Genomic DNA, 19,447 nt, shown 5'->3' with positions numbered 1-19,447 from the left:
CATCGGGCGCCACGTCATGCTTTGTAGAAAGCAGGCCTGTGTCTAAGCTGCCCGTATTCTAAGAAATGGGTTTAACATGCGTATTATCAAGATCATCATGGCCGGGCTGCTGACCGTTATCGTGCTGGGCGTGTTCGGGTTCTTTGCCTTCGCCCCTGCCTATGTCGAAAAGAGCCGCAATGCAGTCGCCATGCATGAACCCTATCCGGTGTCCGATGATGCCCGCGCCTTACATGTGCAGATGATCGTCGGCGATTGGCATGCTGACCCTCTGCTGTGGAACCGAGACCTTGCGGAACGTGGCGATTACGGGCAGGTCGATATCCCGCGGCTGATTGAGGGCGGCGTCGCGTTGCAGGTCTTTACCGCCGTGACGAAATCCCCCGCGGGCCAGAACTACGACAGCAATTCAGCGGAGGCGTTTGACAATATCACTGCCCTCGCCATCGGTCAGCTTTGGCCCATACGCACCTGGAACAGCCTGCTGGAACGCGCGCTCTATCAGGCCGAGAAACTGCACCGGGTTGAAGCCGCTCTGCCCGACACCTTTCGGATCATCAAGAGCCGCAGCGATCTCGAAGCGCTTGTCGCGGATCGCGCGGCGGGCAAAGAGGTTGTCGGCGGCATCCTTGGCATCGAAGGCGCCCATCCGCTCGAAGAGGATCTGGCCAACCTCGACCTGATCGAAGCCGCGGGCCACCGGGTGATCGGGCTGCACCATTTCTTTGACAATGCACTGGGCGGCTCATTGCATGGCGAAGGTGATCAAGGTTTGACCGATTTCGGGCGTGCGGTTGTGAGTGAAGTCGCAAACCGCGGCATGGTGCTCGACCTTGCCCATTCCAGCCCGCAGGTGGCACGTGATGTGCTGGAGATGACGGATATTCCACTTGTGGTGAGCCATACGGGCGTGCGGGCGCATTGTGATGTGAAACGCAATTTCCCCGACGACCTGATGCAGGACATCGCCGCTACGGGCGGCGTGATCGGCATGGGCTATTGGGACGAAGTCGCTTGCGGTGACATTCGCCCTGAAGGCATCGCCAAGATGATCCTCAAGGCGATCGAAGTGGTTGGGGTCGACCATGTATCGCTGGGCTCCGACTTTGACGGCTCGGTCGCGACGGCCTTTGACACTTCGGAGATGCCTGCCTTGACCCATGCTCTCTTGGACGCGGGCCTGAGCGAGGCTGATATTCGCAAGGTCATGGGCGAGAATATGTTGCGGGTACTGCGCGCGAGGCTGAAGGGGTAACGTCTTATAAAAAGGGCCGCGCCCAGATAGAGCGCGGCCAGTCGGTCTTTGGCAGTATGGGCAGTAAGGAAGCCGATCAGGCGGCTTTAAGCGCGGCCTCCCGTTCTTGTTGATCCATCCGGACGGAAAGGCTGACAGCGGTCTGGATCAGACGCATCCGCAGGTCCTGCGGCTGGCCTTTGCGGCGCAGGGGAACGCTGGTCAGCAGAAAAGCAGTGCGCGGCGGCACCGAAGGGTGATGCGCATAGGTCACCGCGACGCAGGCCTCAATGCGACCGAAGTCCCGGCAGTAGCGCGCCTTGGTGATATTGGCGCGTAGGATTTCATAGCCAACGGGGCGGCTTTCGGGGGCGAAGGTCAGATAGACCGGGTCGTACAGACGACGTCTGCGGATGACCTCCCCGCGGGTGAAGGTGGAACTGTCGATGACTTCTAGGCGCTTGAACATTTAGGAACCTCGTCCGTTCGGAAATTTCGCTTTTACCTTGCCTTATGGACCTTTAATGACGCTCTGCGTTCATCGCGCTGCCCAACCTGTACAAACGTTTTGTTGGTGAATTGTGGCGGGAATGGGGCGACAACTTGCAGGAAATGTGGCGATGAAACTTTACGCGGGTTAACGTTGGGTAACATGGCCAAAATCACACTATTTTGCGCTTTCGAAGCCAAGTTTTTTGAGGTTCAGTCTCGGCTGTTTTTGGAAAACAGGGCTTAAACGCCCATCCCTCGTGGATGATTCGAGACACTAGCAGCAACGCGGGCCGCGCATTTGTTGAGAGCTAGGCGACCGGTGACGAAAGTACCGCGTAGAATAGCGGCCCCTCATATACCGGAAAAAAGAAAAACCCCCGCTCATGGGAGCGAGGGTTCCTAGCACAGCGGCGGTTCGCGATTAGCTCGCCGCCGCCATGCCCTTTTCTTTTGCCAGTTCGCGCATACGCTTTTGCAACTTCTCAAAGGCCCGAACCTCAATCTGACGAATGCGCTCGCGACTTACGTCATATTGGGTGGATAGATCTTCGAGTGTAACCGTTTCATCCGACAAGCGGCGCTGCGTGAGAATGTCCTTCTCGCGGTCATTCAACACTTCCAAAGCTTCCGCCAGCATCTCGCGCCGGGTCTCCAACTCGTCGCGTTCGGCGTAGTCACCGGCCTGATCAGCATCTTCGTCTTCGAGCCAATCTTGCCATTGCATCGTCCCCTCGCCTTCGGAGCCGACGGTCGCATTCAATGACGCATCGCCGCCCGACATCCGGCGGTTCATTGAGACGACCTCTGCCTCAGTCACGCCAAGCTGGGTTGCGATCTCTTTTACGTTCTCAGGCCGCAGGTCGCCTTCTTCCAAGGCGCCGATCTTGTTCTTAGCCTTGCGCAGGTTAAAGAACAGCTTCTTCTGACCAGAAGTCGTGCCCAGTTTGACCAGCGACCAAGAGCGCAGAATATATTCCTGGATCGACGCCCTGATCCACCACATCGCATAGGTGGCCAAGCGGAAACCCTTTTCCGGATCAAAACGCTTCACAGCCTGCATCAGACCAACGTTCGCTTCGGAGATCACCTCGGATTGCGGCAGACCGTAGCCGCGGTAGCCCATCGCGATCTTCGCCGCGAGGCGGAGGTGCGAGGTCACCATCTTGTGAGCTGCTTCGGTGTCTTGTTCCTCAACCCAGCGTTTCGCCAGCATATATTCTTCCTCAGGCTCCAACAGCGGGAACTTGCGGATTTCTTGCATGTAACGGTTCAGCCCGCCTTCGGGTGTTGGTGCGGGCAGATTTGCATAATTAGCCATGTCATGTCCCTTTCCCCAATTAACTCGGGGCCTATGTTATTGCGCTTAACATGCAATATGGGCGGCCCCGTCTGTGCTTTCAAGGTCGAAGCGCCTTGGCTTCTGTTCATCATTGCACAACGTGTGTGAACAAAACGTACCCCCCGACGGGCAAGTTCCCCGTGGCGGCGGCCTTATTCCGCAGCAAGCGGTCCATTGCGCAGCAGGCTCAGCAATTCCGCCATATCGGGCGGCAAAGGTGCTTCAAACCGCAGGTTTTCCCCGGTTACCGGATGTTCGAACCCAAGAACGGCAGCATGGAGCGCTTGGCGCGGGAAGGCACGGATCGCGTCGGCGGTGGCTTCGGGCAAAGCCGTCTTGGCCAGCTTGCGCCGCCCGCCATAGGTCGCGTCGCCAACGAGGCCATGGCCCGCGTGGGCCATATGCACGCGAATTTGATGCGTGCGCCCGGTCTCGAGCCAGCATTCCATCAATGCCACAACGGGCGGCGTGCCAAACCGCTCGACGGTGCGGGCGCGGGTCACGGCATGGCGTCCCCCTTGAAAAAGCACAGCCTGCCGCTGGCGATCCGTCTTGTGACGCGCCAGTTGCGTGGTCATGCGCAGGATGTTCCCCGCCTCGAAAGACGCACCCTTAACGCCCCGCAGACGCGGATCGTTGGCGTCCGGCACGCCATAAACGAGCGTCTGGTAATAGCGCTCAACCGTATGTTTCTCAAACTGTGCCGCCAGCCCATGATGCGCGGCGTCAGACTTGGCGACGACCAGCAAGCCGGTCGTGTCCTTATCAATCCGGTGCACGATTCCGGGCCGCTTCATCCCGCCGACGCCTGACAGATCATCACCACAATGTGCTAACAAGGCGTTAACCAGCGTGCCCGAAGGCGAGCCGGGCGCGGGGTGCACCACCATGCCCGCAGGCTTGTCGATCACGATGAGGTCATCATCCTCAAACACCACCGACAGCGGGATGTCTTCGGGCAGGATATGGCTCTCGGCGGCCTCTTCGACCTCGATCTGCACCACCTGCCCTTCGGCCACCTTGGCACGCGGGTCTTGCACCACCGCGCCATCCACCGTCACCGCGCCCTGCTCGATCAAGCGCCCCAAACGGGTGCGCGACAGGTTCGCTTCCTCTGGCACATCGCGCGCCAGCGCCTTATCAAGACGGGCGGGCGGGGTATCGCCCAGAATGAAATCGATGCGGCGGTGAGACATGGATACGGACAACCCTGATGAACCGGCAAACCTGCGGTTTCTGCGACGGATGGTGACGGTCTTGACCGTCGTGATGATTGGCGGGGTTCTAGTGCTGATCTTCGTGCTTGTCACGCGTCTCAGCGATCAAGGGCCGAGCCTGCCGCGCAGCGTCACCCTGCCCGATGGCAGCAGCGCCCAAGCGTTTACACAAGGGCGCGGCTGGTATGCGGTGGTGACGGATGCGAATGAAATCCTGATCTTTGACCAACTGACCGGCGCCCTGCGCCAGACGATTGCGATCGAATAATCAGCCGCGGATCGTTTTGGCGAAGGTCGAATAGATCGGCTCGTTCGAGCAAATGATCTCGCCGTGCTGGAGGATGTTCCGCTCCGGACGGATCGCCTCAACAAGTCCACCGGCCTCTTTGACGATCAACATGCCCGCGGCCACGTCCCACGGCTTCAAACGACGCTCCCAGAAACCATCGTAACGGCCCGAGGCGACGTAAGCGAGATCAAGCGAAGCCGCCCCCCAGCGGCGCACACCGGCGCATACGGGCAAGAGGCGGCCCAGGTCTTTGAGCGTTTCGGGCAGGTCGGCCCGGCCACCGAAGGGCAGGCCCGTGGCGAAGATCGACTCGATCATCCGGTGACGGCCCGACACGCGCAAGCGGCCTTCGTTCATCCAAGCACCAGTGCCTTTTTCGGCAAAGAACATCTCGTCCTTGGCGGGGTCAAAGACCACACCGGCGACGATCTCGCCCTTATGCTCCAGCGCGATGGAGACTGCCCAATGCGGCAGACCGTGCAGGAAGTTGGTGGTGCCATCGAGCGGATCGACGATCCAACGGCGCGTTGGGTCTTGGCCCTCGTCTTCGCCGCCCTCTTCGGCCAACCAGCCGTAAGTCGGACGTGCGCCCATCAACTCGTCCTTGAGGATCTTCTCAGCGCCAATGTCGGCCTTGGTCACGAAATCGCCCGCGCCTTTGACCGAGACCTGAAGGTTCTCGACCTCGCGGAAATCCTTGACCAGTGCACGCCCCGCTTTGCGTGCTGCTTTGATCATGATGTTGAGATTCGCACTGCCGACCATTGTTCGCGCCCTTTGATGGATAAGGCGGGACGTATAGGGCGCACGCGCGCAATTGCCAAGGGGGCAGACCTGATCGCCTGAGGGGAGACGTTACGCTGCGTGCAGGGTTGTTTTCGGCGCGTCAGCGGGCAACTTGTAACCATAGCAAGTAAGCGCAAAGGAAAGCCCATGTCCGACCAGATGCAAAGAATCGTCCTCGCCAGCCGTCCCGACGGTGCGCCGACGCCTGAGAACTTCCGCCTTGAGACTGTTGAGATGCCGACACCGGGCGATGGTGAGATACTGGTCGAAGTGCATTACATGTCGCTTGACCCCTATATGCGGGGCCGGATGGATGACGCCAAATCCTATGCTCAGCCAGTGCCGATCGGCGGTCTGATGGAAGGCGGCAGCGTTGGCAAGGTTATTGCCTCAAACGATCCGAGCTTTGCCGTCGGTGATTTCGCATTTGGCTCCTTTGGCTGGGCAACCCACGGCGTGGCCCATGCCAAACAGTGCCAGAAGGTTGATGCGGATGCCGTGCCGATCACGGCCTCGCTTGGCGTGTTGGGGATGCCGGGCCTGACCGGCTGGTACGGTCTGAACGAAATCGGCCAACCGAAAGAAGGCGAAACACTGGTTGTTGCCGCGGCCACCGGGCCTGTTGGCTCGGTCGTGGGGCAATTGGCCAAGGCCAAGGGGCTGCGCACTGTTGGGATCGCTGGCGGGTCCGAGAAATGCGAGATCGCCACGCGTGAGTTTGGCTTTGACGTCTGCCTTGACCACCGCGCTTTTGACGACGCCAAATCGCTGCGCGCCGCGTTGAAAGAGGCCGCACCCAACGGGATCGACATCTATTACGAGAACGTCGGCGGCAAGGTTCTGGATGCCGTGCTGCCGCTGATGAACCCGCATGGGCGCATCCCGCTTTGTGGTATGATCGCTTGGTATAACGCGGGCGGTCTGGGGGCTAATGCCGAGGGTGCTGGCCTAACCGCGCCGCGCCTGTGGCGGACGATTTTGGTGAACTTCCTCACGGTGCGGGGCTTTATCATCTCTAACCACTGGAACAAGCTGCCGCAGTTTCTGGGCGAAGTGGCCCCGATGGTGGCCGATGGCCGCGTAAAGGTGAAAGAAGACATCACCGAAGGACTGGAGAATGCGCCACAGGCGTTTATCGAGATGCTGACCGGGGGGAATACCGGGAAGGCTATCGTTAAGGTGAAGTAATCTTTGGAATGCGTCGTTCCGCCTTAAGGGACGGCGCGTTCAACCACCCGGCCCGGAATCAAGCCGCAGGCGCCGGGCCATCGCCTGCCCGTCCCCCGGGTAGGCGATTTAGAGAGGCTGGGCGCTACTCCGTGAACGCACATCATGGCTGAACCATAAAGCGGCATGAACCAACGGTTAGATCGCCCACCCACGGGCAGGCGCTGGCCCTCTCTGCTCCGCTTAGGCCCGCTGCAGCTTCCGCGCCTCCTGCCCGGCCAGTTTCAACAACTCCTCCATAAACGGCTTGCCCAAATCATCTTTGCGCACCGCCGCATAAAGCCGCCGTGTGATCCCCTTCTCGGTCAGCGGCCGCGTCACATAATCCGACGAATATTTCACCTCCCGCACCACCCAATCGGGCAGCACCGAGACCCCCCTATTCGACGCCACCAGCAGCAAAATCACCGCCGTCAGCTCCACCTGCCGGATCGCAGCAGGCTCCACCTTTGCCGGGATCAACAACTGGCTAAACACATCCAACCGCGAGCGCTCTACAGGGTAAGTGATCAGCGTCTCCCCCCGGAAATCCGCCGCCTCAATGAAAGGCTTCTCCGCCAAGGGATGGCTCTGCGACGCCACAAAAACCGGATTGTAATCAAATAGTTCGACAAACTCGACACCCGGCAGTTCTTCGGGGTCCGACGACACCACGAGATCCACCTCTTCGCGCAGTAACGCGGGCAAGGCGTCAAAGGCCAAACCGGGGCGGATATCGACATCCACGTCCGGCCAATGCCGCCGGAACTGCTCCAACACCGGGAAAAGCCACTCAAAACAGGCGTGACACTCGATCGCAATATGCATCCGCCCCGTGCTGCCTGCGCGCAGGCCCGAGAACTCGTCCTGCAAGGCTTCGACCTGCGGCAAGACCTGCTGCGCCAGTTTCAGCAACCGCTGTCCGGCAGGCGACAGCTTCAGCGGTTTCGAGCGCCGCACAAACAGTTCAACCCCCGCCTGATCCTCCAACCCCTTCACTTGGTGACTCAAAGCCGACTGCGTGATATTCATCTGCTCCGCCGCACGGGCCAAGCCACCCGCTTCGTGAATGGCCTTGATTGTGCGCAGATGACGGAACTCAATGTGCATGTGAGGCATTACTCATGTTCAAGATGAATGTTATGAGTTTGTCTCACAACGCCAGATGTGAGACAAGGCTTCAAACCGCCAAAAGGATTTTCCGATGACCACGCCTGCCGTCTCCTTCGAAGTCTTCCCGCCCCGCACTGTCGGCGCGGCGTTTAAACTGTGGGACGCAGCGCAGGCGTTGGCCCCGCTGGCCCCGCGCTTTTTCTCTGTCACCTACGGCGCTGGCGGTACCACGCGCGACTTGACGCAAGATTCGGCGCACGTTTTGCACCGCACCTCCGGCCTACCCGTCGCGGGCCACCTGACCTGCGTTGGCGCAAGCCGGGCTGAAACGCTCGAAGTGGCCGAAAAATTCGCCGAAGCGGGTATCAAAGACATCGTCGCCCTGCGCGGCGACCCTCAGGCAGGCACCGATAAGTTCGAGCCCCACCCCGAAGGCTTTGCCAACAGTTGCGAGCTGATCGAAGCGCTGGCCAAGACCGGAAAATTCACCATCCGCGTCGGCGCCTACCCCGATCCGCACCCCGAAGCGGCGGACCAACAGGCCAATATCGACTGGCTCAAACGCAAGTTCGACGCGGGCGCAGATGAGGCGCTGACGCAGTTCTTCTTTGAGCCCGAAACCTTCCTGCGCTTCCGTGACGCCTGTGTCAAAGCGGGCATCGACAAGCCGATCACGCCGGGCATCCTGCCGGTGGTCAACTGGACCTCGGCGCGCAAGTTCGCGACGAAATGCGGCACGCCGATCCCCACGTGGGTCGATCAAGCCTATGAAGCCGCGATCCGCGATGACCGCCACGATTTGCTTGCTCAGGCCCTGTGCACCGAACTGTGCAGCGAGTTGATCGACGAAGGCGTTGACGCGCTCCACTTCTACACGCTGAACCGCGCCGAGCTGACCCGCGATGTCTGCCGTGCGATTGGCGTGACCCCGCAGGTTGGCCTCTCCGACGTTGCGTAAATAATGCGACCGATGGGCGGGGGCTTGCCCCTGCCCTATGCGGGCGTATCCTTCGCGGCAATCAATTTGCCCGGAGAACCACATGCCCCGCGTCGCCCAAAGCCCTGCTGATCTTTTGTCTCAATCTGACGCCCTGAAACTTTCGGGCCTGGAGTTCATGCAGGCGATTCTCGACGGCACCAACCCCGGCCCGCCTATCGGCCAGACCATGGGCTACGCGCTGCATGCTGTCGAAGAAGGCCGCGTGGTGTTTCGCGGTGCACCCAGCTTTGCCATGACCAACCCGATGGGCACGGTACACGGCGGCTGGTACGGCACGCTGCTCGATTCCGCGATGGCTTGCGCTGTGATGACCAAAGTGCCCCGTGGCTCGGTCTACACCACCTTAGAATACAAGATTAACATTCTGCGCGGCCTGCCTCTGGGCATGGAAATAGACTGCATCGGCGTGACCGATCATGTGGGCCGCTCAACCGGTGTGGCGCATGGCGAAATTCGCGGCGTCGAGGACGGCAAGCTCTATGCCACAGGCTCCACAACCTGCATCGTGATGAAGATCACCTAAGCGACACCTGCGAATGGGGGAGGGATGGTACCACCTCCTGGTCTCGAACCAGGGACCTCTTGATCCACAATCAAGCGCTCTAACCAACTGAGCTAAGGCGGCACTGGGGCGGATTTAGCGCCGCCAGAGAGAGATTGCAAGACCTCAACCCGCGAAGGATTGCAGCTTTACAAAAGAATTTCCCAAGTCTGCTCCACATTATCCCTGCCAAAAGAGACAACGGGGCGACTGTCGGTCAGGATCCAGCCGTTCCGAGCATAGAGCGCGCCGGCGGCCCGGTGGGATTCGTGGGTCCAAAGCTGCATGCCGCTGTAGCCGCAGTCGCGGGCAAACCCCATGCAGGTCTCAAGCATGCGCCACCCGAGCCCCTGCCCCCGCGCCTCGGGCGTCAAAAGAAACAACCGCAGCTTTGCACGACTCGAGTCCAAGCTGACGCAAAAGATCGACCCTAAGCGTTCCTCCCCGCGCTGAGCGATCCAACCCGCTTCGCGCGTCGGATCATGTTGGGCGAGGAAATCATCGACGATCTGCCCCACCAGCACGCCAAAGCTTTCGTCAAACCCTTCGTCGCGGGCATAGAGGTCGCGGTGCTGCGTCACCAGCCAGTCGCGGTCTTCGGCGGTAAATCTGCGTATGGTGATCGGGTTCATGGCCCAGCCTAGCCGCAAGTCCGCTTGCCTTTCAACCCGGCCCGCGCTAGCGATAGCGCCCATCAAATTGGAGACAGCCATGGGCATCGACACCGAACGCGACATCGAAGCAAACCTGCAAATCGGGCCTACCGACAAGGGCATGGTCCGTCTGTTCGTCGAAGGCGACGGCGTGGAAATCCCGATGGATTTCACCCCAGATGAAGCCCGCGAGATTGCCGAAGAGATCATGGCCGCCGCTGGCCGCGCAGCCAAAGTAGGCCGCTAAGACCAGCTGGGCGCCATGTCCGGGTCGCGCAAGCGATGCAAGCGCCGTGCCGCATGGGTGGCAAATTTCTGGATCATCACCTTGCGCCGCGCTGGCGCGAGTTTGGTCTCGGTGCCCATGCGGATCGTCTCCGCCCCATAGGCATCCCCGATGATCAACCCGCTTTCTTCTGGCAGCAGCTCGACGGGGAAATCACTATCGACCGCCCAAAAGAAGCGGTCAGCCCATTCCAAATAGCCCTCCCATTTTGCGTCACCCATAAAATCGGCGCGACAGGATTTGCATTCGACAATCCAAACCTCGCCCTTAGGCCCAAGTGCCATCACGTCCACGCGCAGCCCCCGCGCGGGAACAAGCTCCTCCACACAGGCGAACCCTAGGTCCGCGAGGTGCCGCATCACTCCCCGCGCCAGAAGTTGGCCGGGCTGGAAGCTTCGTATGTCGGTTTCCATCATGGCGACAAATATGAACATTTAGTGAACATTGACAAGAGGCCCACGCGGAAAGTTTGGTAATTCCTCCGCCGCCCCCTATCTTGAGGCGAGTACAGCGAGGGGACCCCATGACGACACGCGAACCGATGAGTGAAACGCAGGCGCGTGGTGTGCGCTATGCGCGTGAGTTGGAGGGGCATCTGACATGGCTCGACACATTCTCCGGCACAGCACTTGGCGTGCTGGCGGTGGCCTCGGGCATCTATACCTATCTTGGCGTTTCATCCCTGCTGGATGACAATGGCGCCATGTCGGCCTTCGCTGCGATTGCCTATTCGGTGGCGGTCTCGGTCGGGATCTTCGTCTTCTGGTCCTACCTTCTGCGTCTTTTCCCCGCCGTCCGCACCGCCCGCGCCCGGATGGGGCTTCTGGGGGCCATGGGGCTCGGCTCGCTCGCCATTATCGCCATGTCGAGCTGGCTGAACGCCGCCGCGCTGGCGGGCTCTGCCGCGGTAGAGCAGCATCTGGCCGAGACTGTGCAGGACTATCAGGGCGCCTTGGAGCGCACCCATGAGATTGCGCTGTCTGCCCAAGGCTTAGAACGCGATGTCGCCCGTGTGCGCCAGAGCTTCGAAGACCTGAGCGAACAGGAAGCCGCCGGGAGTCTCTCTGGTCTCGCTGGCCGTGGTGCGGTCTTTCGCGTGCTGCGGCAAAAAGCGGCGGAACTCTCGGGGCTAGAGGCGCAGATCGCGACGCAGACACCGCTGGTGAATGACGCCTTCGCCGAGGGGAACCAAATCCTGAGCCGGATGCGCGCGCTGACGGTCGAACCCGGCCCGGTCGAGGCCCGCTCGGTCGAGTTTTCGGAGCAGGCGGTGCGGCTGGCGGGGTTGATCACCCGCCTTCGCCAACTCTCAGTAGCGCCTTTGGTTGAACGAGCCGCACAGGATTTGGCCGCATCCGTTGTTCTTCCTGAGTTGGACGGCAGCAGTCCCGAACAGCGCGGCGCGCAGGGGGCGACAATTAACTCCGTCCTTGAAGTGCTGGCCCAACGCGCCGCAACGCTGGAACGTGCGGCACAGGACGTTCAAGCCATGCCCCCCGCTGCCGACAGCACCTACACGCCGATCTCTAGCGCAGACGCGGTTATCCTCTATGCGCGCAACTTCGTGCCCTCTTGGGCCGGCGCCATCGCTATTGATCTGCTGCCTGCCGTGTTGGTGTTGATCCTCGCCATCACCCAAGGCGCGATCCGCTCAGGGCGCGAGGGGGCTGCCGTCGAAGACACGCTGACCCTTGCTGAACTGCGCGCCGCCCTTGCCGCCGTGCGCGACGTGGACGCGGCCATGCAAGACAGCCCCGCCCACGTCCGCCCAGCACCAACGGTTCAAGACACCCCCACCCCGCACGACGACGCACCGGGCCAAGTTACCCCGATCAAAAGCACATGAGCGACAGCGCCCCCTCCGAGGCAGACGCAGCGCCGCGAAAACCCGTGGTGGGCCGCGTACTGATGGGCGTGCTGATCTTTCAGCTTGGCCTCGCCGTTCTGCTCTTTTGGGGCGATCTTGGCGAAGGGCTGCGTCTGCCCGCCTTCGGCCCCAAGGCACCGGAATTGACCGAACCCATTCGTCCCGGCGACCAGACCCGCCGCTTTCGACCTGACCGCGCGCCGAACTCCGGACAGCCGATGCCTGACACCGCCCTGCCCGACCGATTGATCCTGACGCCAGTGTCCGGAGGTCGTGCGGCCTTGCTCGAAGGCACCATCGACGCTGGCGACGCTGAGCGTATCGTGAAGCAACTCGCCGATTTGGAGCCAGCACCAGAGCAGGTCTATTTGAACTCTCCCGGCGGTTCGGTGCAGGACGCGCTCGAACTGGGCCGCTACCTGCGCCGCGAAGGGCTGAACACCGCGCTGCGCGAGGGTGACATCTGCTACTCGGCCTGCCCCTATCTGCTCGTCGGCGGGGCAAGCCGTGACGTGCCGGACAGCGGCTCGGTCGGGGTGCATCAGCACTACTTTGGCCAAAGCACGATCCTGCCCGCCTTTGTCGCCGTGGAGGACATCCAGCGCGGCCAGGGTGCGGTCATGCGCTATCTGGACGAGATGGGGATCGACCCATTGGTGATGCAGCACGCGCTGGTCACACCGCCGGATGAAATTTATGTGCTGCTACCCGATGAGTTGCGTCGCTACGGTTTTATTCCAGAGGAATAGACACCCGCGCGCCATATCACCGGAGACTTGACATGATACCATTTGGTATCTATTAATTGTGATACCAAAAGGTATCGCATAGGCCGCCGCATGACCGATCTCTCTCAACCCTGCTTCCGCGCCCTCGCCGACCCCACGCGGCGCGAGATCCTCAAACTGCTGCGCCACGACGACCTGACCATCGCCGAAGTTGCGGGCCATTTCGACATGACACGCGCCGCCGTGAAAAAGCACCTGACTGTGCTCAGCGAGGGCGGACTGATCAGCGTCAGCGCCCGCGGCCGCGAGAAGGTCAACCGCATTAACCCCCAAGGCTTTGCCCCCGTCCTCAGCTGGATCGAATATTTCGACAGCTTCTGGGACGCCCGCCTCGACGCCCTGAAAACCGCTATCGAAAAGGACAAAACATGACTGACAACACCCTGCGCAAAACCATCTTTCTGCAAGCCAGCCGCGAGGACGTCTGGGCCTATCTGACCCAGCCCGACAAGATCGGTAAATGGTTCCACGCCCCCAAAGCCGCGCTGCAGGAAGGCGAAGAACTGGCGCTTTACGGCAATGACAGCGGCGACCGGCTGGTCTGGGGCGAGGTGCGCAAGGCGCAGGCGCCAGCGTATCTAGAATACAGCTTTACCATTAAACCGATGAACGGCGCTGAGAGTGTGGTGAAATGGACATTGGACGCCGTCCCGGGCGGCACCCGCTTGTCGCTGGAGCACGAAGGCCTGCCCGCGGGCGAAGCCGCCTTTGGCCTGACACTGGCGCTCGACAAAGGCTGGGACAGCCACTTGGGACAATTGCGCGATGCGCTGCACGAAAACACCGACTGACCTCTTGCCGCAGACCCCCTTGGCCCCTACATCGGGGGTCGACGGGTTCTGCCCTGCACGTGAACGTTACATTCCAGTGGCCTTAAGCAAATCCGAGGGAGTTGGCTCTGTCCGAGCCCTGGTTCGGTTACCTGGCGCCCACCTGTACATACAGGTCCTCGGGAATATAAAACAGCAACGGCAGGTGTGGTTCCCGTCACTTCCCCCAGCCATTTTACGATCAGTTTCGCTGCCTGTCAGGGCAGGTGCTTAAATGCGCGACCGGGTCACTTCGACTTTACACTAACAACAAAAAAGCGCGGCCCATGTCATGGGACCGCGCGCATTTCGTGACCTAAGCAGGTCGCTCGATCAAAAGGCTTCTGGGCGCGCCTCACGGGCCATATGGTCGAGCACCGCGTTCACAAAGCCCGGCTCGCGCCCGTCTGGAAAGAACGCATGGGCTACGTCGACATATTCTTTGATGACAACACGCGGCGGGGTTTCCTCGTGGCGGAATTCGGCGCCCGCAGCACGGAACAATGCGCGCAAGGTCGGGTCGATCCGGGCGATGGCCCATTTGGCGACAATGGCGCGGTTGGCCATCTGGTCGATCGGGGCCTGATAGTTCACCGCTTCTTCGAGCACGCGCGAAAAGTGATCGACATCGCCCTCTTGCATCTCATCGCCCTCATAGACGGCGCCAAAACGGTGGTCGATGAATTCGTGGCGCACCACATCCACCGTCAGCGCGGAATGCTCCATCTGGAACAGCGCCTGCACGGCATAGAGCCGCGAGGCCGACTTCATCTTACGTTTCTGATTGCCCGAAAGCGCGTTGCTGGTCATGCGATGTTTGATCCGTCCGTGTCGCCGGCCATCAAAGTGTCCTGCCCGAATGGCTTGAACCCGATGCCCTTGCTCTGGCGGCCCCATTTACGAGCGAGCGCGATAAGATGCAAGGCCGCAGCCGCCGCGCCGCCACCTTTGTTTTGCCCCTCGGGGTCGGCCCGGACCTCGGCTTGTTTCTTGTTCTCGACCGTCAGGATGCCGTTGCCGATGCAAAGCCCTTGCAGGCCAAGCAGTTGCAAGGCACGGCTGCTGTCGTTGCAGACCGTCTCGTAATGCGTGGTCTCGCCGCGGATCACGCAGCCGAGGGCGACATAGCCATCGAAATTGCTGTGCCGGTCGGAGATGCCGATGGCGGTGGGAATCTCCAGCGCGCCGGGCATCTCGACGACCTCATAGCTGCCACCTGCCGCCTCGATCTCGGCCTTGGCGCCAGTCAGCAGGCCGTTTGCGATGTCCGAATAGTAAGGCGAGACAACGATCAGCAGCTTCACCGGCTCATCAAAGTCCGGGCGCGGCAGGATGGTGTGTTCTTCGGCAGAGGCCATGGGGTTACTCCGTGGTGATGGGCCGGGTGCCCACAATTTCCAGCGCATAGGCATCAAGGCCCAGATAGCGCGTGTCGGGATTGTCGGTCAGCAGGACCAACTCATGCAGGCCCATGGACGACAGGATCTGCGCGCCAAGGCCCGTGCGCTTGATGGTGCGCGGGCGGTCGTCGTCTTCGGCATCCAGCCGCAGACGCGGGTAAGGGTCGCGGAACAGCACCACAGCGCCCCGGCCCTCTTCGGCGATGATCTGCATCGCGCGGGGCAACTCATCCGCGGGGCTGGGGCCAAGGCCCAAGATGTCTTCGAGCGCATTGATCGCATGGGTACGGATAAGCACCGGCTCGGGCGTCGAAATGTCGCCCTTGGTCAGCACCACATGGTCGGTGCCGGTGATCTCATCCGAGAAGACCCGCATCTGCCAGTCGCCGCCATAGGCCGAGGTCACGGTGCGGCTGTCGCGCTCGCTGAGCAGGTTGTCATGCTTGTGGCGGTAGGTGATGAGGTCGCTGATGGTGCCGATCTTCAGCCCGTGCTCGGCGGCAAACTCCACCAGATCAGGCAGACGCGCCATTTCGCCGTCGTCTTTCATGATCTCACAGATCACGCCCGAAGGATGCAGCCCCGCCAGCCGGGAAATATCGACCGAGGCTTCAGTATGCCCGGCCCGTACCAGCACGCCACCATCGCGCGCGCGCAGCGGGAAGACATGGCCCGGCGTGGCAATATCGGCCGAACCGGCTTGCTCAGAGATTGCCACCGCCACGGTCAAGGCGCGGTCCGCCGCCGAAATGCCGGTGCTCACACCTTCGCGGGCCTCGATGCTGACGGTAAAGGCCGTCTCATGGCGCGAGGAATTGTTCACCGCCATCATCGGCAGGCCCAGATGATCGATCCGCGCCGAGGTCATCGGCAGACAGATCAACCCGCGCCCATGGGTCGCCATGAAGTTGATCGCAGCCGCATCCGCAAACTGCGCCGGGATCACCAGATCGCCTTCGTTCTCGCGGTCTTCATGGTCCACAAGGATATACATGCGGCCTGCGCGGGCCTCTTCGATGATCTCTTCGATCGGCGAAATGGCGTCGCTCAGCCCTGTCTCGACCGGTCCGGGTGTGTCAAATTGCATCGGCTGTCCCATCTAACTGTTGCCCGGCTCATAGCTTGGCCAGCGCCGCTTGGCCAGAGCCACGCCGCGACGGCACGTGCGATTACATCTCGTTCAGCCGCGCCACATAGCGCGCCAGTGTGTCGATCTCGAGGTTCACCGCATCGCCGACACGTGCATCGCCCCAAGTGGTCACTTCCTTGGTATGCGGGATGAAGTTGATGCCAAAGTCACAGCCATTGACGTCATTCACCGTCAGCGAAGTGCCATTCAGCGCCACCGAGCCCTTTTGCGCGATGAAACGCGCCAGACTTTCGGGCGCACGCAGGGTTACGCGGGTGCTGTCGCCCTCGTCTTGCATGTCGATGATCTCAGCCACGCCATCGACATGGCCCGAGACGATATGCCCGCCCAACTCGTCGCCGACCTTCAGCGCCCGCTCAAGGTTCACCCGCCGCCCTTCGGCCCAATGCTGGCCCAGATTGGTCCTGGCCACAGTTTCAGCGCTGATCTGCACCTCGTACCAATCGTCACCCAGCCCTACGACCGTCAGGCAAACCCCGTCGCTCGCGATCGAAGCGCCCATATCAATGCCGCTGGTGTCATAGCCCGTCTGAATACGTGCGCGCAGGTCGCCTTCCTGCTCCAGCTTGGTCACTGTGCCAACGTCGGTGATGATGCCGGTGAACATGGGAAGGCTCCTTTACTGGTTCGGCGCAGTGGTAAACCCGGCGTCCGCCACAGGCAAGAGCGGGTCACGTCACATTGTCGCCCAGATTATATGGTGGTTAACGATTGTAATACGACAGTAAAGGATGAGCATGACCGCGACTGACGCCCAAACCAGAACCTTCCTGTTTCTACAGGGGCCACATGGGCCCTTCTTTAACAGTCTGGGCAAGATGCTGCGCCGCGCGGGCGCTGAGGTTTGGCGCGTGGGGTTCAATGCGGGCGACCGGGCGTTTTGGTTCCATCCGGCCTCCTACATTCCCTATCGCGGCACGGTCGCCGACTGGCCTGCGACCTTTAATGGGTTGCTGATGGAGAAGAAAATCACCGACATCGTAATTTACGGCGACACCCGCCCGATCCACGCCGAAGCGGTGGCGGAGGCCAAGCGCCGCGGCATCACCGTGCATGTCTTTGAGGAAGGCTACATGCGGCCCTATTGGGTGACCTATGAACGCGGCGGCTCCAACGGCAATTCGCGGCTGATGGAGATGACCATTCCGCAGATGCAGGCCGCTTTAGCGCGCTCGGACATGGAAGCGCCCCTGCCCCCCGGCCATTGGGGCGATATGCGGCATCACATCTTTTATGGCGCGCTTTACCATTGGTTCGTGATGTTCCGAAACGGCGACTACCGTAACTTCACCTCACACCGCAGCATCCCGGTGACTAAGGAGTTCCGCCTCTACCTCAAGCGTCTGCTGCTAATGCCCGTACTGGCGCTCGACCGGCTGCGTGCGACGTTGCGTATCCGGCTAGGCGGCTTTCCGTATCACCTGGCGCTGCTGCAACTGGAACACGACTCCGCTTTTCAATCGCATTCGCCCTTCGACACGATGGCCGATTTCCTTGAACTGGTGATCGAAGGCTTTGCCGCAGGCGCCCCCCAGCACCACCACCTCGTCATCAAGGCGCACCCGCTGGAGGATGGCCGCGTGCCTGTCCGCCGCGACGTGCGGCGCTTGGCGCGCGAACATGGTATCTCAGACCGCGTGCATTTCGTGCGCGGCGGCAAGCTGGCGCAGCTTCTGAACGACACCCGCAGCGCGGTGACGGTGAACTCCACTGCCGGCCAGCAGGTGCTCTGGCGCGGCATCCCGCTCAAAGTCTTTGGCAGTGCGGTATATTCGCAACCGGAATTCGTCTCAGAACAACCGCTGCCGGAGTTCTTCGCCGCCGCCAGCCGTCCCGACAACCGCGCTTACAAAGACTACCGCCGCTATCTGCTTGAAACCTCACAGGTTCCCGGCGGTTTCTACGCCGCACGCGGGCGTCGCCAATTGCTGCGCCAAGTGGTCGATATGATGCTGGCGGAGGACGATCCCTATGACGCGCTGGAGCAAGGTACCGCGGCCCCTCGGCAACAGTTGCGCGTCGTCACCTGAGTTAACCCGTTCGCCCCTGTAGCTTTTTTCCAAAACCTGCGCTAGGTTGCGAAATAATACGTCATGATAATTGGCGATTTCGAGGCAGAATAATCAGGTCGAGGAGACCGGGCAGTGAAATCCGTATCCATCCGGTGGGCACGTCCCATCGCAGTTCTGGCGGCTTTGGCCGTCGTGTCATCCTGCGGATTGCCGCAGGTCGGTCCTAACAAACGGCAGATCTACGCAGGCTCCGTGCAACGCGAGGGCGATGCCTTTGTCGTTTCCGTGAATGACCGCGTGACCCGCGCCACCGCCGTGGCACCCGCGCTCGGCTTTTCTGATAGTTTCAAGAACGCAGGCCGCGTCGGCTCTGACACAATCCAGCCCGGCGATATCCTAGGTATTACCGTCTATGAGAACGTCGACGACCCTCTCTTGGGTGTCGAGGGCGCTCCCGCCACGATGCTCGAAGAAGTGCAGGTCGACGGCGCCGGGTTCATCTTTATCCCCTACGCCGGTCGCATCCGTGCTGCAGGCAATACGCCCGAAGCAATCCGTCGGATCATCACCACCAAGCTGGGCGAGCAAACGCCTGACCCGCAGGTCGAGGTTCGCCGTGCGGCAGGTGACGGCTCCACCGTTTCCCTGATCGGCTCCATCGGCGCGCAGGGCGTCTATCCGATCGAGCGCCCCACACGCACCCTCGCCGCCATGCTGGCCCGTGCGGGCGGTGTGACCATCGTACCGGAAATCGCGCAAGTCACCGTCATCCGTGGCGGCCAGCGTGGCAAGATCTGGTTCCAGGACCTCTATGACCACCCTGAGCTCGACATCGCGCTGCGCCCCGGCGACCGCATCTTGGTTGAGGAAGACACCCGCTCTTTCACCGCCCTTGGCGCGACCGGCGGACAGGCGCAGGTGCCATTTGCATCGCAGAACCTGTCGCTGCTCGAAGGCATCGCGCAGGTCGGCGGTCTGAGCCCGATCTCCGCTGATCCGACCGGCGTTTTTGTGTTCCGTAATGAGCCCGAAGAAGTGGCCGAGCAGGTCTTGGGGCGGAATGACCTGACCGGCGCGCAGCGGATGGTCTATGTTACCGACCTGACCAAGCCCAACGGCATGTTCATGGCCCGCGACTTTGTGATCCGCGACGGCGACACAATCTATGTAACCGAAGCCCCCTTCACCCAGTGGAGCAAAGTAATTTCGGCCATCACCGGCACCGCAGGCTCGGCGGACAGCATCACCTCCTTGACCGAATGAAC

Annotated in this window: 23 protein-coding genes, 1 tRNA gene and 1 other RNA gene; 13 read left to right on the top strand and 12 right to left on the bottom strand. The window is 61.2% G+C overall.

Annotated features, from left to right (window positions below; genetic code table 11):
* Positions 1-76: 76 nt before the first annotated feature.
* Complete coding sequence (locus tag BLS57_RS06905) at positions 77-1,255, top strand: dipeptidase (RefSeq protein WP_093740575.1); 1,179 nt, start codon at positions 77-79, stop codon at positions 1,253-1,255.
* Between the two features lie 76 nt (positions 1,256-1,331).
* On the opposite strand, the gene BLS57_RS06900 is transcribed toward BLS57_RS06905, so the two are convergent.
* From BLS57_RS06900 to BLS57_RS06890, 3 genes are all read right to left on the bottom strand, one after another.
* Complete coding sequence (locus tag BLS57_RS06900) at positions 1,332-1,703, bottom strand: hypothetical protein (protein ID WP_093740573.1); 372 nt, start codon at positions 1,701-1,703, stop codon at positions 1,332-1,334.
* Between the two features lie 444 nt (positions 1,704-2,147).
* Complete coding sequence (gene rpoH, locus BLS57_RS06895; protein ID WP_093740571.1) at positions 2,148-3,044, bottom strand: RNA polymerase sigma factor RpoH; 897 nt, start codon at positions 3,042-3,044, stop codon at positions 2,148-2,150.
* Positions 3,045-3,217: 173 nt separating this feature from the next.
* Complete coding sequence (locus BLS57_RS06890) at positions 3,218-4,261, bottom strand: RluA family pseudouridine synthase (RefSeq protein WP_093740569.1); 1,044 nt, start codon at positions 4,259-4,261, stop codon at positions 3,218-3,220.
* Here BLS57_RS06890 and BLS57_RS06885 point away from each other — a divergent pair.
* Positions 4,260-4,550, top strand: a complete 291-nt coding sequence (locus BLS57_RS06885) for a DUF6476 family protein (protein ID WP_093740567.1) — start codon at positions 4,260-4,262, stop codon at positions 4,548-4,550. The genes BLS57_RS06890 and BLS57_RS06885 overlap by 2 nt on opposite strands.
* Here BLS57_RS06885 and BLS57_RS06880 read toward each other — a convergent pair whose 3' ends face one another.
* The gene (locus BLS57_RS06880; RefSeq protein WP_093740565.1) at positions 4,551-5,336 is read right to left on the bottom strand and encodes an inositol monophosphatase family protein; all 786 of its coding nucleotides are present in this window, start codon (positions 5,334-5,336) and stop codon (positions 4,551-4,553) included.
* Between the two features lie 168 nt (positions 5,337-5,504).
* On the opposite strand from BLS57_RS06880, the gene BLS57_RS06875 reads away from it, so the two are divergent.
* Entirely contained in the window at positions 5,505-6,545 is a 1,041-nt protein-coding gene (locus BLS57_RS06875; RefSeq protein WP_093740563.1) for an NADP-dependent oxidoreductase, read from the top strand.
* Positions 6,546-6,767: 222 nt separating this feature from the next.
* Here the strand turns inward: BLS57_RS06875 and BLS57_RS06870 are convergent, their stop codons facing one another.
* Positions 6,768-7,673 (bottom strand): LysR family transcriptional regulator, encoded by a 906-nt coding sequence (locus tag BLS57_RS06870; protein ID WP_093740561.1) that lies wholly within the window; start codon positions 7,671-7,673, stop codon positions 6,768-6,770.
* 94 nt (positions 7,674-7,767) lie between these two features.
* Between BLS57_RS06870 and metF the strand changes: the two genes are divergently transcribed.
* Both metF and BLS57_RS06860 read left to right on the top strand, forming a co-directional pair.
* Positions 7,768-8,634: a methylenetetrahydrofolate reductase [NAD(P)H] gene (gene metF / locus BLS57_RS06865; RefSeq protein ID WP_093740559.1), complete on the top strand. Its 867-nt coding sequence runs from the start codon at positions 7,768-7,770 to the stop codon at positions 8,632-8,634.
* A gap of 82 nt (positions 8,635-8,716) precedes the next feature.
* Positions 8,717-9,199 (top strand): PaaI family thioesterase, encoded by a 483-nt coding sequence (locus BLS57_RS06860; RefSeq protein WP_093740557.1) that lies wholly within the window; start codon positions 8,717-8,719, stop codon positions 9,197-9,199.
* Positions 9,200-9,224: 25 nt separating this feature from the next.
* On the opposite strand, the gene BLS57_RS06855 is transcribed toward BLS57_RS06860, so the two are convergent.
* A tRNA-His gene (locus BLS57_RS06855) sits at positions 9,225-9,301 on the bottom strand.
* Positions 9,302-9,366: 65 nt separating this feature from the next.
* Positions 9,367-9,849, bottom strand: a complete 483-nt coding sequence (locus BLS57_RS06850; RefSeq protein WP_093740555.1) for a GNAT family N-acetyltransferase — start codon at positions 9,847-9,849, stop codon at positions 9,367-9,369.
* 79 nt (positions 9,850-9,928) lie between these two features.
* On the opposite strand from BLS57_RS06850, the gene BLS57_RS06845 reads away from it, so the two are divergent.
* Complete coding sequence (locus BLS57_RS06845) at positions 9,929-10,117, top strand: DUF6324 family protein (protein ID WP_093740553.1); 189 nt, start codon at positions 9,929-9,931, stop codon at positions 10,115-10,117.
* On the opposite strand, the gene BLS57_RS06840 is transcribed toward BLS57_RS06845, so the two are convergent.
* The gene (locus BLS57_RS06840; protein WP_425274334.1) at positions 10,114-10,590 is read right to left on the bottom strand and encodes an MmcB family DNA repair protein; all 477 of its coding nucleotides are present in this window, start codon (positions 10,588-10,590) and stop codon (positions 10,114-10,116) included. The genes BLS57_RS06845 and BLS57_RS06840 overlap by 4 nt on opposite strands.
* An 89-nt stretch (positions 10,591-10,679) precedes the next feature.
* Between BLS57_RS06840 and BLS57_RS06835 the strand changes: the two genes are divergently transcribed.
* The 5 genes from BLS57_RS06835 to ssrS all read left to right on the top strand — a co-directional run bounded on the left by BLS57_RS06835 (position 10,680) and on the right by ssrS (position 13,799).
* Positions 10,680-12,002: an AAA family ATPase gene (locus BLS57_RS06835; protein ID WP_093740551.1), complete on the top strand. Its 1,323-nt coding sequence runs from the start codon at positions 10,680-10,682 to the stop codon at positions 12,000-12,002.
* On the top strand, positions 11,999-12,772 hold the full coding sequence (locus tag BLS57_RS06830) for a COG3904 family protein (RefSeq protein WP_093740549.1): 774 nt from the start codon (positions 11,999-12,001) through the stop codon (positions 12,770-12,772). Before BLS57_RS06835 ends, BLS57_RS06830 begins: the two co-directional genes overlap by 4 nt.
* Positions 12,773-12,862: 90 nt before the next feature.
* Positions 12,863-13,183: an ArsR/SmtB family transcription factor gene (locus tag BLS57_RS06825; RefSeq protein ID WP_093740547.1), complete on the top strand. Its 321-nt coding sequence runs from the start codon at positions 12,863-12,865 to the stop codon at positions 13,181-13,183.
* The gene (locus BLS57_RS06820) at positions 13,180-13,602 is read left to right on the top strand and encodes an SRPBCC family protein (RefSeq protein ID WP_093740545.1); all 423 of its coding nucleotides are present in this window, start codon (positions 13,180-13,182) and stop codon (positions 13,600-13,602) included. Before BLS57_RS06825 ends, BLS57_RS06820 begins: the two co-directional genes overlap by 4 nt.
* A 42-nt stretch (positions 13,603-13,644) precedes the next feature.
* Positions 13,645-13,799: non-coding RNA, 6S RNA (gene ssrS / locus BLS57_RS06815), on the top strand.
* Between the two features lie 154 nt (positions 13,800-13,953).
* Here ssrS and nusB read toward each other — a convergent pair.
* From nusB to BLS57_RS06795, 4 genes are all read right to left on the bottom strand, one after another.
* Positions 13,954-14,430, bottom strand: coding sequence for a transcription antitermination factor NusB (gene nusB, locus BLS57_RS06810; RefSeq protein ID WP_093740543.1), 477 nt, complete (start codon positions 14,428-14,430; stop codon positions 13,954-13,956).
* On the bottom strand, positions 14,427-14,978 hold the full coding sequence (locus BLS57_RS06805; RefSeq protein WP_093740541.1) for a 6,7-dimethyl-8-ribityllumazine synthase: 552 nt from the start codon (positions 14,976-14,978) through the stop codon (positions 14,427-14,429). The genes nusB and BLS57_RS06805 overlap by 4 nt, the downstream gene beginning before the upstream one ends.
* Before the next feature lie 4 nt (positions 14,979-14,982).
* A complete protein-coding gene (gene ribB, locus BLS57_RS06800) occupies positions 14,983-16,107 on the bottom strand; it encodes a 3,4-dihydroxy-2-butanone-4-phosphate synthase (RefSeq protein ID WP_093740539.1) in 1,125 nt (374 codons plus the stop codon).
* An 82-nt stretch (positions 16,108-16,189) separates the two neighbouring features.
* Positions 16,190-16,777, bottom strand: coding sequence for a riboflavin synthase (locus BLS57_RS06795; protein ID WP_093740537.1), 588 nt, complete (start codon positions 16,775-16,777; stop codon positions 16,190-16,192).
* A gap of 130 nt (positions 16,778-16,907) precedes the next feature.
* On the opposite strand from BLS57_RS06795, the gene BLS57_RS06790 reads away from it, so the two are divergent.
* Entirely contained in the window at positions 16,908-18,200 is a 1,293-nt protein-coding gene (locus BLS57_RS06790) for a capsule biosynthesis protein (protein WP_093740535.1), read from the top strand.
* 114 nt (positions 18,201-18,314) lie between these two features.
* A complete protein-coding gene (locus BLS57_RS06785; RefSeq protein ID WP_208597530.1) occupies positions 18,315-19,445 on the top strand; it encodes a polysaccharide biosynthesis/export family protein in 1,131 nt (376 codons plus the stop codon).
* Positions 19,446-19,447 lie beyond the last annotated feature (2 nt).

Source organism: Sulfitobacter delicatus, from assembly GCF_900102535.1.
Lineage (GTDB): Bacteria > Pseudomonadota > Alphaproteobacteria > Rhodobacterales > Rhodobacteraceae > Sulfitobacter > Sulfitobacter delicatus.
Note: the sequence above shows the minus strand (reverse complement) of the source record. Positions and strands in the feature narration are given on the sequence as shown.

What these genes read in the sequence shown, in the direction of transcription:
- BLS57_RS06905 (WP_093740575.1), top strand. Translation starts at nt 77, where the DNA reads ATGCGTATTATCAAGATCATCATGGCCGGGCTGCTGACCGTTATCGTG.
- BLS57_RS06900 (WP_093740573.1), bottom strand. Translation starts at nt 1,703, where the DNA reads ATGTTCAAGCGCCTAGAAGTCATCGACAGTTCCACCTTCACCCGCGGG.
- rpoH (WP_093740571.1), bottom strand. Translation starts at nt 3,044, where the DNA reads ATGGCTAATTATGCAAATCTGCCCGCACCAACACCCGAAGGCGGGCTG.
- BLS57_RS06885 (WP_093740567.1), top strand. Translation starts at nt 4,260, where the DNA reads ATGGATACGGACAACCCTGATGAACCGGCAAACCTGCGGTTTCTGCGA.
- BLS57_RS06890 (WP_093740569.1), bottom strand. Translation starts at nt 4,261, where the DNA reads ATGTCTCACCGCCGCATCGATTTCATTCTGGGCGATACCCCGCCCGCC.
- BLS57_RS06880 (WP_093740565.1), bottom strand. Translation starts at nt 5,336, where the DNA reads ATGGTCGGCAGTGCGAATCTCAACATCATGATCAAAGCAGCACGCAAA.
- BLS57_RS06875 (WP_093740563.1), top strand. Translation starts at nt 5,505, where the DNA reads ATGTCCGACCAGATGCAAAGAATCGTCCTCGCCAGCCGTCCCGACGGT.
- BLS57_RS06870 (WP_093740561.1), bottom strand. Translation starts at nt 7,673, where the DNA reads ATGCACATTGAGTTCCGTCATCTGCGCACAATCAAGGCCATTCACGAA.
- metF (WP_093740559.1), top strand. Translation starts at nt 7,768, where the DNA reads ATGACCACGCCTGCCGTCTCCTTCGAAGTCTTCCCGCCCCGCACTGTC.
- BLS57_RS06860 (WP_093740557.1), top strand. Translation starts at nt 8,717, where the DNA reads ATGCCCCGCGTCGCCCAAAGCCCTGCTGATCTTTTGTCTCAATCTGAC.
- BLS57_RS06850 (WP_093740555.1), bottom strand. Translation starts at nt 9,849, where the DNA reads ATGAACCCGATCACCATACGCAGATTTACCGCCGAAGACCGCGACTGG.
- BLS57_RS06845 (WP_093740553.1), top strand. Translation starts at nt 9,929, where the DNA reads ATGGGCATCGACACCGAACGCGACATCGAAGCAAACCTGCAAATCGGG.
- BLS57_RS06840 (WP_425274334.1), bottom strand. Translation starts at nt 10,590, where the DNA reads ATGTTCATATTTGTCGCCATGATGGAAACCGACATACGAAGCTTCCAG.
- BLS57_RS06835 (WP_093740551.1), top strand. Translation starts at nt 10,680, where the DNA reads ATGACGACACGCGAACCGATGAGTGAAACGCAGGCGCGTGGTGTGCGC.
- BLS57_RS06830 (WP_093740549.1), top strand. Translation starts at nt 11,999, where the DNA reads ATGAGCGACAGCGCCCCCTCCGAGGCAGACGCAGCGCCGCGAAAACCC.
- BLS57_RS06825 (WP_093740547.1), top strand. Translation starts at nt 12,863, where the DNA reads ATGACCGATCTCTCTCAACCCTGCTTCCGCGCCCTCGCCGACCCCACG.
- BLS57_RS06820 (WP_093740545.1), top strand. Translation starts at nt 13,180, where the DNA reads ATGACTGACAACACCCTGCGCAAAACCATCTTTCTGCAAGCCAGCCGC.
- nusB (WP_093740543.1), bottom strand. Translation starts at nt 14,430, where the DNA reads ATGACCAGCAACGCGCTTTCGGGCAATCAGAAACGTAAGATGAAGTCG.
- BLS57_RS06805 (WP_093740541.1), bottom strand. Translation starts at nt 14,978, where the DNA reads ATGGCCTCTGCCGAAGAACACACCATCCTGCCGCGCCCGGACTTTGAT.
- ribB (WP_093740539.1), bottom strand. Translation starts at nt 16,107, where the DNA reads ATGCAATTTGACACACCCGGACCGGTCGAGACAGGGCTGAGCGACGCC.
- BLS57_RS06795 (WP_093740537.1), bottom strand. Translation starts at nt 16,777, where the DNA reads ATGTTCACCGGCATCATCACCGACGTTGGCACAGTGACCAAGCTGGAG.
- BLS57_RS06790 (WP_093740535.1), top strand. Translation starts at nt 16,908, where the DNA reads ATGACCGCGACTGACGCCCAAACCAGAACCTTCCTGTTTCTACAGGGG.